We start from the raw sequence: 13,682 nt of genomic DNA, 5'->3' as shown, positions 1-13,682 counted from the left end.
TGTACTCCTGCGGCGGAACAGCGAGCGCCAGCCGCGAAACGTACCCACGGGGAACTGCACATTCCCCCAGAGCGGACCGGGGACGCCGCAAACACTGGGGTTTTGCCGCGCATCCTGGCGCCACCATGTGGGGCGACCGGCAACGCTCGGAGGGCAGGCTATGATCGAGCTCGCCTCGCTCGCGCGGCATCCCACGCTGGCCGCGCGACTGGCGGCGTCCGCATCGGCCACGGACGGCGCCGTGTGGGACGACGCGCGGGTCCGGCGCTGGCTCGAGGACCGCCGCCGGGAGCACCGGCAGCGGGTCCGCCTGGTGCCGCTGGACGAGATGCGCGGCTGGCACTTCCGTCCCGGGCTCGGTGACCTGCGGCACCGGTCCGGGCGGTTCTACTCGGTGCAGGGGCTGCATGTCAGTACGGACACCGGCCCGGTGCCGGTGTGGTCGCAGCCCATCATCAACCAGCCGGAGATCGGCATCCTCGGCATCGTGGTGCGGGAGATCGACGGGCTGCTGCACTGCCTGGTGCAGGCCAAGACCGAACCGGGCAACGTCAACGGTATCCAGCTCTCGCCCACGGTGCAGGCCACCAGGAGTAACTACACCCGTGCGCACGGGGGGTCCGCGGTGCCGTACCTGGAGTACTTCCGGTCCTCCGGTGCGGGTACCCGCACGATCCTCGCCGATGTGCTGCAGTCCGAGCAGGGTGCCTGGTTCTACTGCAAGCGGAACCGGAACATGATCGTGGAGGTCGGTCCCGAGGTGGAGGCGCGGGAGGACTTCTGCTGGCTCACCCTGCGCCAGCTCAACCGGCTGCTCGCGGTGGACAACCTGGTCAATATGGACACCCGCACGGTGCTGTCCTGCATGCCGGGCTGGCACCCACCGGAGCAGGACGACCGGCGGGGCGCGCACACCGACGTCGAGATCCGGAGCTGGATCACCGAGCAGCAGAGCGAGCACACCGTCACCGCGCGCCTGATGCCGCTGCCGTCGGTGCACGAGGGCGGATGGCGGGTGCGGCCGGACCGCATCACGCACCGGGACGGCCGGTACTTCGACATCATCGGTGCCGAGGTGGACTCGAACACCCGGGAGGTGCCGTCCTGGTGCCAGCCGCTGCTGCGGCCGCACGGCACCGGGATCGCGGCGCTGCTGGTCCGGTACCACCACGGCACACCGCACGCCCTGGTCAACGCCAGCGTGGAGGCGGGCTACCGGGACGTGGTCGAACTCGGTCCCACCGTGCAGTGCACCCCGGAGAACTACACGCAGTTCGGTCCCGAGCACCAGCCCCGGTACCTCGACCTGGTGCGCTCGGCTCCGCCGGAGTCCGTGCTGTTCGACAGTGTGCTGTCCGAGGAGGGCGGCCGGTTCTACCACGCGACCACCCGCTATCTCATCGTGGATGCCGGCGAGGAGCTGCCGCTGGCCACCCCACCGGAGTTCCGCTGGATGTCGCTGCCCCAGCTCACCGAGTTCCTCAAGTACAGCCACTACGTCAACGTGCAGGCCAGGACACTCATCGCCGCGCTCCGGTCCGTTCTGGACCGTACCTGAAGAGGAACCATGGAACAGACGACGAACGCGGCCCGCCACGAGGCCGGGGCCGCCCCGGAGTTCACCGAGCCGTTGCATGTCGGCCGCCCCAACCTCGGGGACCGCGACCGGTTCCGGCAGCGGATCGAGGGCGCCCTCGACCGGCAGTGGCTGACCGACGGCCCGCTCGTGCTGGAGTTCGAGGAAGCCCTCGCCCAGGTCGCCGGGACCACCTACTGCGTCGCCATGTGCAACGCGACGGCAGGCATCCAGGTCGCGGCACGCGCAGGCGGCCTGGTGGCAGGGGACGAGGTGCTGGTGCCGGGGTTCACCTGGGTCGCGACCGCGCATGCGCTGGACTGGATCGGCATCGTGCCGGTCTTCTGCGATGTGGACGAGGCCAGCGGCACCATCGACCCCGAGCACGCCGAGCGGCTCGTCGGGCCACGCACCCGGGGAATCCTCGGGGTGCACGTCTTCGGCCACCCGTGCGAGATCGACCGGCTGGCCGAGCTCGCCGCCCGGCACGACCTGGTGGTGCTGTACGACGCCGCGCACGGGATCGGCTGCACCTATCGTGGCCTGCCGATCGGGGGTTTCGGCGCCGCCGAGGTGTTCAGTTTCCACGCCAACAAGTACGTGAACAGCTTCGAGGGCGGCGCGATCGTCACCAACGACGCGGCGGTGGCGCACCGGGCGCGGGCGATGCGCAACTTCGGCATCACCCCGGACCGCAAGGTCGCCTTCCCCGGCACGAACGCCAAGTTGACCGAGGGCGCTGCCGCTATGGGCCTCACCTCGCTGGAGTCCATGATGGACTTCGCGGCGGCGAACCGGGACAACCACGGACGCTACCGGGCCGGGCTGGCCGGCGTGCCGGGGATCAGCGTGCGCAGGCAGGCGGCGGACGAGGTGGCGAACCACCAGTATCTGATCATCGAGGTGGACGCGCCGGTGGCCGGGATCCACCGCGACCGCCTGCACGAGCTGCTCACCTGGAACAACGTGCTGTCCAGGCCGTACTTCCATCCCGCGTGCCACCAGCTACTGCCCTACGCGGACCGGCCGGAACGGTATGCCCCGCTGCCGTTGCCCCGCTCGGAGGCGCTCGCCGACCGGGTACTGGCGCTGCCCACCGGGACCGCGGTCACCCCGGAGGACATCGACCGGGTCGCCGGCCTGATCCGGCGCCTGGTGCCGAACGCGTCCTGAACGGTGAATGCCGGCGCGACGGGTTCACCACGCCCAGGCCTCCGGGCCGGGACCACCGTTGCCGACCGGCGGGAACAGCGTCTCCAGTTCCCCGGTGAGACCGTCGGGCAGTTCGGTGTCCAGCGCGCGCACCGCGCCGTCCAGCTGCGCCAGGGTGCGCGGGCCGACGACCGGCGCGGTGATGCCGGGATGGGAAGCGACCCAGGCCATCCCGACCTCGGCGGGGTCCATCCCGTAGGCGTCGCACAGTTTCTCGTAGGCGGCCACGGCCGCGCCGTGGGTCACCAGCGCCTGCTGGGCGCGTCCCTGCGCGGTCTTGACCGCCTCACCGGTCTCCAGTTTACGCAGGCCGCCGGACAGCAGGCCGCCGTGCAGCGGCGACCACGGCAGCACGGCGATGCCGTACTGCCGGGCGGCCGGGATCAGCTCCAGCTCGGCCTGCCGGGTGATCAGGTTGTAGACACACTGTTCGGAGACCACCCCGAGGAAGTGCCGCTCCCGGGCCGCGGCCTGCGCCTCCACCAGATGCCAGCCCGCGAAGTTGGATGAGCCGACGTAGCGGACCTTTCCCTGCCGCACCAGTGTCTCCATCGCCTGCCACACCTCGTCCCATGGCGCGGCCCTGTCGATGTGGTGCATCTGGAACAGGTCTATCCACTCGGTCCGCAACCGCCGAAGGGAACGTTCGCAGGAGGCGATGATGTTGCGGGCGGACAGTCCCTGGTCGTTCGGCAGGTCGGTCATCGGGTTGCCCACCTTGGTGGCGAGCACCACCTGGTCGCGCCGCACGCCGCCGAGGGCGAACCAGTCGCCGAGCAGGTCCTCGGTGTAGCCCTTGTACCGCTGCCAGCCGTACTGGTTGGCGGTGTCCACGAAGTTGATCCCGCGGTCGAGCGCGTGGTCGAGGATGGAGAAGGCCTCCTCGGTGGTGGTGCGGACGCCGAGGTTGAGCGTGCCGAGGCAGAGCCGGCTCACCCGCAGCGCGGTCCGGCCCAGGCTGGTGAACTCCATATATGATCGCCCCTTCCGTGCTCGGCGCCGTCAGTTCGGCAGTTGGACCCAGCCGTGGTCTCCGATCACCAGCCGGTGCGCCACGGGCACCCGCCGGGTCACGTGCACGGTGACGTTGCGGCCGATCAGCGAGGCCTCCACCCGGTGCACCCCGTCCAGTACCGAGTCGGCCAGCACGATGGAGAACTCGACCTCGCTGTCCCGCAGGAGGCAGTTCTCCGCGATCGAGGTGGACGGGCCGACGTAGGACCCGGTCACCACGGTGCCCGCGCCGATGATCGCGGGACCGACCACCCGGGACGCGGATACCCGGGCGCCCGGTTCGATCCGCACCCTGCCGACGATCTCGGTGTCCGGGTCGACCTCGCCGAGCACGGCGGGTTCCAGTGTCTCCAGCAGCAGCCGGTTGACCTCGAGCATGTCGGCGACGTTGCCGGTGTCCTTCCAGTACCCGGAGATCTCGCCCGCCCGCACGTCGTACCCGCCGTCCAGTAGCCACCGCAGCGCGTCGGTGATCTCCAGCTCGCCGCGCGCCGAGGGCTCGATCGCCCGCATCGCGGTGTGCGCCACGGGGGTGAACAGGTAGACCCCGACCAGCGCGAGATCGGTACGCGGCTCGGTGGGTTTCTCCTCGAGGCCGATCAGCTTGCCCTCCCGGTCGAGCTCGGCCACCCCGAACTCCGAGGGGTTGCCCACCTTGGTGACCAGTACCTGCGCATCCGGCCGCTGTTCGGTGAACCGCCGCACGATCTCGGTGATGCCGCCGAACACGAAGTTGTCCCCGAGGAACACCAGGAAGTCGTCGTCGCCGAGGAAGTCCGCGGCGATCAGCACCGCGTGCGCGAGGCCCAGCGGTGCCTCCTGGCGGATGTAGGTCACCTCGAGGCCCAACCGGGAGCCGTCCCCGATGGCCGCCCGCACCTCGGATTCCGTGTCGCCGACGATGATGCCGACCTCGGTCACCCCGGCCGCGGCGATGGACTCCAGGCCGTAGAACAGGATCGGTTTGTTGGCGACGGGGACCAGCTGCTTGGCCGAGGTGTGCGTGATCGGGCGCAGCCGGGTACCGGCGCCACCGGCGAGCACGAGTGCCTTCATCTCCGTCACCCTTCGGGCTTGGTGGTCAGGGGAGGTCGTCGAGGATGTCGACGACCTCGGGAAGCTTGTCCGCGGCGGGCGTGTGCCCGGTGACCACACTGCGCACGTCGAACCGGTTTCCGGGGGTCAGCTCGTCCGCCTCCCGGATCATCCGGTCCTGCAGGGCGATCGGCACCAGCCCGTCCCGGGTGTGCCGGACGAAGGTGCGCCGGATCCGGCCCCAGCGCCGGGGATCGGGCCGGGCGTCCGCCTGGTTGAGCCCGAGCGGGTCGTCCGGGTACAGGATGTTCAGCACGTCGAACAGTTCCCGGTCCGGCGCGTCCGGGGTGAGGAGGGCCGCTCGCGCCTCGGCGAGGAACTCCGGGTCGGCGGATCGCCAGTTCACCCGCAGCGCGCCCAGCCGGACGGGGTCGCCGACAACGGCGCGGGCGAGGAACTCGTTGTGCGCGCCCTCGGCTTCCGGGGTCCGGTAGTACTCGCCGATGCTGGGCAACCGCACGCAGCAGAAGGCGTCGTCGTACACGATGCGCTCGACCAGGTGCGGTACCGCCTGGGCCACCAGGCCGATCACCAGCCCGCCGGTGCTGGCGCCGACCAGCACGACCCGGCCGTGCCTCGCGGCACCGCGGACCACGCCGACGGTGTGCCGCACGTACTGGCGCAGGTCGACACCGGCCAGCGGGGACGGCACGGCCGCCCACGCCGCGAGGTCCTGGGGTGCCTGGAAGCCGGGGCCGTAGGGCGCACTGCCGGGCTCGTGGCCGGGCAGTTCCACCGCGAGCGCGCGATGGCCGCGCGCAGCCAGCGAGTTCACCAGGTAGCCGAACATGGCGGCGCGGGCGAACGCCCCCGGGACGAACACGAACGTCCGGCAGCGACCGGCACCCGCGGGCTCGGCGCGGGCGATCCCACCGGCCGCCGCCGTGCCCGCGCCCAGCGCCGCCACGGCGCCTGCCCGACCGAGCATGCGCCGGTTGAACCGTGTCACCTTCTGCTCAGACAACCGCGCTCCCCACCACCGGGCCGGTGGTGACACCGGCGATCTCCGCAAGGGTCTCGACCGTGGCCGCGGGGGTCGGCATACCGGCCGCGATGGCGGCCAGGTCCCGCGCGGCTTCCGGGAAGGACGGTTCGCCGACCAGCCGTTCCAGCGCGGCCCGCAGGGAGGGCACGTCGGCCTCGTAGTTGGGCACGGTCAGGCCGCAGCCCGCCTCGGTGAAGCGCCCGGTGAGCAGGGTGGAGTTGTGCGCCAGCGGCAGCGCGAGCTGCGGGACCCCGGCGACCACGGAGGTCATCGTCGCGCCGCCGCTGCCGTAGTGCACGACGGCGTCGCAGCCTGGCAGCACCAGGTGCAGCGGCACCTCGACCAGCGGGTGCACGGTGTCCGGGAGGTCGTAGCCACGCAGGTCCTCGCGCAGGGCCAGAAGCAGGACCTCGGCACCCAGCCCGGTCGCCGCCTCGATCATCTGCGGCAGCTTGTTGGAGGCCTCGCCGAAGGTCCGGGTGCCGGAGCGGCCCCACACCACGCACACCCGCGGGCGGCCGGAACGTTCGGGCAGGTCGGCGGGTTCCGCGCCCGGCCCGTTGTACGGCACGTAGCGCATCGGCAGCCGTTGCCCGCGCCGCAACGCCGGCGCGACCGGGTCGGGGCAGGGGTCCAGCACGTACTCGGTCCGCCCGTAGATCCGCTCGGCAAGGTCCTGCCCGGCGAGTTCGGCCAGGGTCCGCATGGCGGTGGCGGAGGTGAACTGCTCGTTCCCGTTGCTGCCGTCGATGGTGTCCAGTCCGTCGTCGGGGCCGGTGGGTCCCCAGAGGTGGAGGATGGCGGGTACGCCGGCGGCTTCGGCGGCGAGTGGTCCTTCGTAGGCGACGAGGTCGTGGATGACGAGGTCGGGCCGCCAGGAGCGGGCGTAGTCCTGGGCGGAGCCGATGCTGCGGTGCAGGCGTTCCCTGGACCGGGCGGAGGTGGTTTCCCACCATTGCTGGAAGTCGAAGGTGTCCTTGTCCAGGGGTTCCCCGGTGTCGGGATGTGGCGGCGGCTCCGGGTAGGGCCAGCTACCCAGATAGAAACTCCCCACGTTGAACACTCGCGCGTACTGGGTGACGTCGAGGGTGTCCAGTACGGGAACGGGGGTCAGCCCGGCGCCGGTCAGCCCGCCCACATCGGACGGTGCGCACAGCACTCGTACCTCGTGCCCGGCGGCGCGCAGGGCCCAGCCCAGCGGAACCATCGGAAAGTAGTGCCCCGGCCACGAGGACACCGCGAACAACACCCGCATACGCCACTCCAAGTCGTCGACGCCACCGGAATCCGGCCGGACCAAGGATGAACGGCGGCGGCTGGAGGAATCCCTAGAACCGGCGGCCTCAGCCGACCTGGCCCGCGGTCCGCGGGTACGCCACGGCGTCCCGATCCCCGGCGAGCCTGCGCAGGTCGGAATCGACCATCATGCGCACGAGCTCCTCGAAACTGATCGTCGGTCGCCAGCCGAGCCGGCTGCGGGCGCGCACCGCGTCGGCGCGGAGCAGGTCGGTCTCGGCGGCCTCGTCCTGGCCGGGACCCGAGGTGACGTGGTCCCGCCAGTCGAGGCCGACCTCAGCGAAGGCGATCCGCACCATGTCCCGTACGGAATGGGTGTGACCGGTGCCGATGACGTAGTCGGCCGCGGACTCCTGCTGCAACGCCAGGTGCATGGCACGGACGTAGTCGCCCGCGTAGCCCCAGTCGCGCCGGGCGTCGAGCCGGTCGAGGTGGAGCTTGTCCTGGTGGCCGAGTTTGATCCGGGCGACCGCCAGGGAGATCTTGCGCGCCACGCCGGGTCGGCGGCGGGGTGACTCGTGGTTGAACATGATCCCGGACACCGTGTACATCCCGAGGGTGTCCCGGTAGTTCCCGGTGAGGAGGTGCCCGTAGGCCTTGGCCGCGCCGTACGGGCTCCGGGGCCGCGGCGGTGTGGTCTCGTGCTGCGGTGTCTCGGCGGCGTTGCCGAACATCTCGGATGAGGATGCCTGGTAGAAACGCATGTCCCCGGTGCGGCCGGGCCCCGGCGGCCCGTTCTGCCCGGACACCAGCCGGATCGCTTCCAGCATCCGCAGCACGCCCATGCCGTTGACGTCGGCGGCGAGTTCTGCCTGCTGCCAGGAAAGCGGCACGAAGGACATGGCCGCAAGGTTGTACACCTCGTCGGGCTGCGCCTTGTCCACCGCCGCCACCAGGCTGTCCGCGTTCGTCAGGTCCCCGCGCAGCAGGCACACCTCGTCCATCAGGTGCCCGATCCGCGAGGCGCGCGGGTCGGCCCGGTGCGTGACCAGGCCCCAGACCTGATAGTCCAGCCCGAGGAGGTACTCGGCGAGATAGGAGCCGTCCTGGCCGGTGATCCCGGTGATCAATGCGCGCTTGGACACGTCTTCCCCTTTCCGGTGGGGCGAGCTGGCGTCCGTGGTTGTCGCATGGCCGCACGTGCCGGTGCGTCCGTACGGCCATTGAACGGCACCGGATCTAGGGGTTTCTCCAACCGGGGCCGGTCATTCTCGACCGGGCTGGAAGCCGGCGCAGGCGAAGGGCGGAAGTGGCGTATGCGGGTGCTGTTCGTGGTCTCCTCCTGGGCGGGGCACTACTTTCCGATGGTTCCGCTGGGCTGGGCCCTGCGCGCCGCCGGGCACGAGGTACGAGTGCTGTGCACGGACTCCGATGTGGACAGGTTGTCCGCCGCCGGGCTCACTCCGGTACCGCTGCTGGACACCCTGGATCTGCTGCTGTTCACCCGGAGCTTCAACGTGGGGAGTTTCTATCTGGGTAGCTGGCCCTACCCGGAGCCGCCGCCACATCCCGACACCGGGGAACCCCTGGACAAGGACACCTTCGACTTCCAGCAATGGTGGGAAACCACCTCCGCCCGGTCCAGGGAACGCCTGCACCGCAGCATCGGCTCCGCCCAGGACTACGCCCGCTCCTGGCGGCCCGACCTCGTCATCCACGACCTCGTCGCCTACGAAGGACCACTCGCCGCCGAAGCCGCCGGCGTACCCGCCATCCTCCACCTCTGGGGACCCACCGGCCCCGACGACGGACTGGACCCGCTGGGCGCCGACGGCAGTAGCGAGCGGTTGAACTCCGCGACGGCGGCCTGGACCCTCGGCGAGATGGTCGGCCACGACCTTGCCGAACGGGTGTACGGCCGGATCGACCACATCATCGATCCCTGCCCCGACCCGATCGCACCGGCACTGCGGGGCACCCGGCTGCCGATGCGCTACGTGCCGTACAACGGGCCCGGCGCCGTACCGCTGGAGCTGCCGGGGCGGTCCGGCCGCCCGCGGGTGTGCGTGGTGTGGGGCCGCGGCGGGACGCACAACTTCGGCCAGGTCTCCAACCGGCTGCCGCAGGTGGTCGAGGCCGCCACCGCCCTGGACGCCGAGGTGCTGGTGCTGGCGGTGCGCGCGGACCTCGAGGCATGCGGTCCGCTGCCGGGCACGGTTCATCCCCTCGTGGAGATGCCGCTGCACCTGGTGCTGCCCGACTGCGACGCCGTCGTGCACTACGGCGGTGCCGGCGTGGCGATGACCTCGGTGGCCGCCGGGATTCCGCAGCTGACCCTCTCCCTGGCCAGGAACACCGCCCTGTTCACCGACCGGTTCACCGACATCGGCTGCGGCCTGACCGTGCCCAGCTACGATGCCGGCAACTCCGCGATCACCGGCGCGCTGCGCCGCCTGCTCGGCGAGCCGTCCTTCCGCACCGCGGCCCGCGAGCTTGCCGCCACGGCGGCGGGCATGCCCTCCCCCGCCGCCGTGGCCGGCTCCCTGGAGGAGATCGCCGCCGGCACCGCACCGGCGGAACCGGCGGCCGCCACGCGGTGAACACGCCCACCGATACCCGGGTACGGACGCCAACGGCCAACGCGCGGATGTGGGGAGCCAACGCATGCGCGTGGCGCGCAAACACGGGGACGCAGACGGCAAACACACCCGACGCGGCGTGTTTGCCGCTCACGCGCACGAGTTTGCTGTTCGCGTAGGCGAGTTTGCCGTTCACGCGCACGAGTTTGCTGTTCGCGTAGGCGAGTTTGCCGTTCACGCGGCCACCGGCTCGTTGGCGACACCGCGACGTACCGCCCGTCAGGGCAGGGACGCGCTGTGTTGGGCGGCGTAGAGCCTGGCGTAGCCGCCGTCCGCGTCCAGCAGTTCCTGGTGCCTGCCGCGCTCGACGACCCGGCCGGAGTCCAGCAGCAGGATCAGGTCGGCCTCCCGGATCGTGGACAGCCGGTGGGCGATGACGAAACTCGTCCGCCCGGCCAGCAGGGAGGTCATCGCCCGCTGGACGAGTACTTCGGTGCGGGCGTCGACCGAGCTGGTGGCCTCGTCCAGGATGAGGATCGCCGGATCGGACAGCAGCGCGCGGGCGGCCATGATCAGCTGCTTCTCCCCCGCGCTGATCCCGGTGGACTCGTCCAGCACGGTGTCGTAGCCCTCGGGCAGGGTACGCACGAAGTGGTCCACCCTGGTGGCGCGGGCGGCGGCCACGACCTGCTGCCTGCTCGCCCGCGGCCTGCCGTAGGCGATGTTCTCCGCGACGGTGCCCTCGAACAGCCAGCCGTCCTGCAGCACCACACCGGTCAGCCCGCGCACCGCGTCGCGGGGCAACGACGCGATATCCGTGCCGTCCACCAGGATCCGGCCGCTGTCCAGCTCGTAGAACCGTAGCAGCAGGTTGGCCAGCGTGGTCTTGCCCGCCCCCGTGGCACCGACGATGGCGACCGTCTGTCCCGGTTGGACGGTGAGCGAGAGGTCCTGGATCACCGGGGTGTCCGGGCTGTAGCGGAAGCTGACCCGGTCGAAGCACACCCGGCCGCGCACCGGGCCGGTGGTGGCCGCCCCGTCCGGGTCGGCGGGCTCCTCCTGCGCGTCCAGCAGGTCGAAGATCCGCTCGGCGGAGGCGAGGCCGGACTGTAGCTGGCCGATGATCCCGGCCAGCATGCCGGCGTTGTGCCCGAAATGCCCGCTGTAGTGCAGGAATGCCTGCACCTCGCCGATCGAGATCGAGCCGCCGATCACCCGCAGCGCGCCGACGACGGCGATCAGGATGTAGTTGAGGTTGGCGACCATGCTCATCGCCGGTTCGACGGCCTCCGAGGCGACCTGCCCGCGGCGGGCCGCCCGGTAGACACGCTCGTTGTGCTCGTCGAAGGTGCGCTCCACGAGCTCCCGCCTGCCGAACGCGGCCACCAGCGAGTGCGCCGCGTACACCTGCTCCACCTGCGAGTTGAGCTCGCCGGTGGCGCTCCACCGTTCGGTGAAGCGGCTGCGCGCCCGCTTGGTGATCGGCGCCGCGATCAGGCCCGCCACCGGCAGGGTGGCCAGCACGATCACCGCCAGCAGCGGGGACACGACGAACATCATCACCAGCACGCCGAGCACCGCGCAGGTCTTGGTGACCAGCTGTGCCATCCCCTGTTGCAGGGCCTTCTGCACGTTGTCCACATCGTTGGTCAGCCTGCTCTGCAGCTCGCCCCGCGAGTGCCGGTCGAAATAGCCAAGCGGCAGCCTGGTCAGCTTGGCGGCCACCTGCTCGCGCAGGTCGAAAACCACCCTGGCCACCGCCACCGCGGTCAGCCGCTCCGCCACCAGGGTGCAGGCGAACGCGAGCAGGTACAGGGCAAGCAGCCCGAGCAGCACCAGCCCGAGCCGGGCGAAGTCGACCCCCTGCCCCGGCACGATGTCGACGGTGCCGTACACCTCCGCCAGGTTCTCCCTGCCCTCGGCGCGCAACCGGTCGAGCTCCTCGGCCGCCGAGGCACCCGCGGGGAGACCGCCGCCGACCGCGCCGGCGAAGATCAGGTCGGTGGCGTGCCCGAGCACCCGAGGGGCGGCGAGGGTGCCCGCGGCGACCCCGCCGAGCGCGGTACCGAGTACGGCGACGAGCCGCCACCGGTGCGGCCGCAACTCGGCCAGCAGGCGCCGGGTCACGGCGGGCCGGGACCGCGCCAGCTCCTCCTCCGCGGGCACCGCGGCGTTCCCGCTGTCGGTCATCCTGCCTCCATGCGGGCCGGCTGCGCGTGGGCGATCTCCCGGTAGACCGGGTTGCCCAGCAGGTCCTCGTGCCGGCCGGTGCCCGCGACGCGGCCCTCGTCCAGTACGACGACCCGGTCAGCGCGCCGGATCGTGCTGGTCCGCTGCGCGACCATGAGCACCGTGGCGCCCGCGGTCTCGACCGCCAGCTCCGCCAGCAGCGCGGCCTCGGTCGCCTGGTCGAGCGCGGAGAAGCAGTCGTCGAACAGGTAGATCCGCGGCCTGCGGAGCAGGGTGCGGGCGATGGTGAGGCGCTGGCGTTGGCCGCCGGACAGGTTGCCTCCGCCGTGTGAGATCGGCGCGTCCAGCCCGCCGGGCATCCGCTCGACGAACTCGCGGGCCTGCGCCACCTCGAGGGCACGCCACAGCTGGGCGGTGGTGGCGTCCGGGTCACCGAAGCGGAGGTTGCCCGCCACCGTGCCGGTGAGCAGGTGGGCGCGCTGCGGCACCAGGCCGACCGTGGCGGTCAGCGCACCGCCGTCCAGCCTGCGGACGTCGACCCCGTTCACCAGCACTGCGCCGGTGCTGACCTCGGACAGCCGGAGCACGAGGTTCAGCAGCGTGGTCTTGCCGCTGCCGGTGCTGCCGGTGATCGCCACCGTCTCGCCGGGGCGGGCGGCGAGGTCGACGTCCCGCAGCGCCGGTTCCTCGGCGCCCTGGTAGCGAAACCCCACCCCACGCAGCTCCAGGCTTCCGGGTGCCGTACCGGGGTGGACCGGGTCTCGCGGTGCCGCCAGTTCGGGCTCGGTGTCCAGGACCTCGCGGATCCGCCGGGCGGACACGCTCGCCCTCGGCACGGTCACGAACACGAAGGTGGTCATCGCCACCGACCACACGATCAGCACGAGGTACTCGACGAAGGCGGTGACCGTGCCTATCCGGACGGCACCACCGTCCACCCGCACGGCGCCGAGCCACACCACCGCCACCGTGGCCAGGTTCGCGGTCAAGGTCACGGTGGGAAACATGGTCGCCAGCAACCGGCCCACGGTCAGCGAGTGCCGCAGCACCTCCTCATTCGTCCGCCGGAACCGGGCCCGCTCGTACTCACCGCGGACGAAGGCGCGCACCACCCGGATCCCGGTGATCTGCTCGCCGAGCGTCCGGTTGAGCCGGTCGAGCCGGGGCTGCAGCCGCCGGTAGCCCGCGGTCATCCGCACCACCACGAGCACCACGACCACCGCGATGACCGGCAGCAGTGCCGCGGGCACCGCGGAAAGCGACACGCTCTGGTTCAGTGCGAGCACCAGGCTGCCGAGGCAGGTCAGCGGGGCCGCGGCGAGTGCGGTGAACACGGCCAGCACCAGCGCCTCCAGGTGCGCGACATCGTTGACGGTGCGCACTTCCAGCGAGGAGCTGCCGATCCGGCCGACCTGGCGTGCCGAGAGGTCGAGCACCCGCCGGAACACGGCGGAACGCAGGTCCCGGCCGAAGGCCAGTGCGGTGCGCGCGGCGAAGTACACCGAGCCGATCCCCGCGGCGACCACGACCAGTGCCACCAGCACCATCAGGGCGCCGAAGCGCAGCACATCGCCCCGATCACCGGTGACCACCCCGTGGTTGATCACGGCCGCGTTCAGCGTCGGCAGCAGCAGCACACCCACGACCTCGACGGCCTGCAGCAGCGCCGCGAGCGCCATCGGTCGGCGGTAGGGCCGCAGCCGGGTGCGCAGCAGTTCGATCAGCACGCGCACCGCTCCGCGGCACGGGCCCGCGGGGGAGCCTCCATCACCAGCACCTCACAGCTCGCGTCGGG

The 13,682-nt window shown here is 71.5% G+C and carries 10 protein-coding genes; 3 read left to right on the top strand and 7 right to left on the bottom strand.

The genetic code is table 11. From position 1 onward, the window contains the following. Positions 1-160 precede the first annotated feature (160 nt). Together FB471_RS00080 and FB471_RS00075 are read left to right on the top strand one after the other, a co-directional pair. Complete coding sequence (locus FB471_RS00080) at positions 161-1,558, top strand: NDP-hexose 2,3-dehydratase family protein (protein ID WP_141995336.1); 1,398 nt, start codon at positions 161-163, stop codon at positions 1,556-1,558. Between the two features lie 9 nt (positions 1,559-1,567). Further along, positions 1,568-2,749 (top strand): aminotransferase class I/II-fold pyridoxal phosphate-dependent enzyme, encoded by a 1,182-nt coding sequence (locus tag FB471_RS00075; protein WP_141995335.1) that lies wholly within the window; start codon positions 1,568-1,570, stop codon positions 2,747-2,749. Positions 2,750-2,773: 24 nt separating this feature from the next. Here FB471_RS00075 and FB471_RS00070 read toward each other — a convergent pair whose 3' ends face one another. The 5 genes from FB471_RS00070 to FB471_RS00050 form a co-directional block, all read right to left on the bottom strand. Further along, entirely contained in the window at positions 2,774-3,760 is a 987-nt protein-coding gene (locus tag FB471_RS00070; RefSeq protein ID WP_141995334.1) for an aldo/keto reductase, read from the bottom strand. A 30-nt stretch (positions 3,761-3,790) separates the two neighbouring features. Then, the gene (locus tag FB471_RS00065) at positions 3,791-4,858 is read right to left on the bottom strand and encodes a glucose-1-phosphate thymidylyltransferase (protein WP_141995333.1); all 1,068 of its coding nucleotides are present in this window, start codon (positions 4,856-4,858) and stop codon (positions 3,791-3,793) included. A gap of 25 nt (positions 4,859-4,883) precedes the next feature. Beyond that, complete coding sequence (locus FB471_RS00060) at positions 4,884-5,861, bottom strand: alpha/beta hydrolase (RefSeq protein ID WP_141995332.1); 978 nt, start codon at positions 5,859-5,861, stop codon at positions 4,884-4,886. Continuing rightward, positions 5,854-7,137 carry a nucleotide disphospho-sugar-binding domain-containing protein gene (locus tag FB471_RS00055; RefSeq protein WP_141995331.1) on the bottom strand — a complete coding sequence of 428 codons (1,284 nt, stop codon included), beginning with the start codon at positions 7,135-7,137 and terminating at the stop codon, positions 5,854-5,856. The genes FB471_RS00060 and FB471_RS00055 overlap by 8 nt, the downstream gene beginning before the upstream one ends. 88 nt (positions 7,138-7,225) lie before the next feature. Continuing rightward, positions 7,226-8,263, bottom strand: coding sequence for a GDP-mannose 4,6-dehydratase (locus FB471_RS00050; protein WP_141995330.1), 1,038 nt, complete (start codon positions 8,261-8,263; stop codon positions 7,226-7,228). Positions 8,264-8,434: 171 nt separating this feature from the next. Here FB471_RS00050 and FB471_RS35445 point away from each other — a divergent pair, with 171 nt between their 5' ends. Continuing rightward, a complete protein-coding gene (locus tag FB471_RS35445) occupies positions 8,435-9,718 on the top strand; it encodes a nucleotide disphospho-sugar-binding domain-containing protein (RefSeq protein ID WP_141995329.1) in 1,284 nt (427 codons plus the stop codon). Positions 9,719-9,976: 258 nt separating this feature from the next. Here the strand turns inward: FB471_RS35445 and FB471_RS00040 are convergent, their stop codons facing one another. Both FB471_RS00040 and FB471_RS00035 read right to left on the bottom strand, forming a co-directional pair. After that, the gene (locus tag FB471_RS00040; RefSeq protein WP_141995328.1) at positions 9,977-11,887 is read right to left on the bottom strand and encodes an ABC transporter ATP-binding protein; all 1,911 of its coding nucleotides are present in this window, start codon (positions 11,885-11,887) and stop codon (positions 9,977-9,979) included. Next, on the bottom strand, positions 11,884-13,614 hold the full coding sequence (locus tag FB471_RS00035) for an ABC transporter ATP-binding protein (protein ID WP_141995327.1): 1,731 nt from the start codon (positions 13,612-13,614) through the stop codon (positions 11,884-11,886). The genes FB471_RS00040 and FB471_RS00035 overlap by 4 nt, the downstream gene beginning before the upstream one ends. Between the last annotated feature and the right edge of the window lie 68 nt (positions 13,615-13,682).

Source organism: Amycolatopsis cihanbeyliensis, from assembly GCF_006715045.1.
Taxonomy (GTDB): domain Bacteria; phylum Actinomycetota; class Actinomycetes; order Mycobacteriales; family Pseudonocardiaceae; genus Amycolatopsis; species Amycolatopsis cihanbeyliensis.
This window is presented reverse-complemented; position numbering and strand designations above follow the sequence as displayed.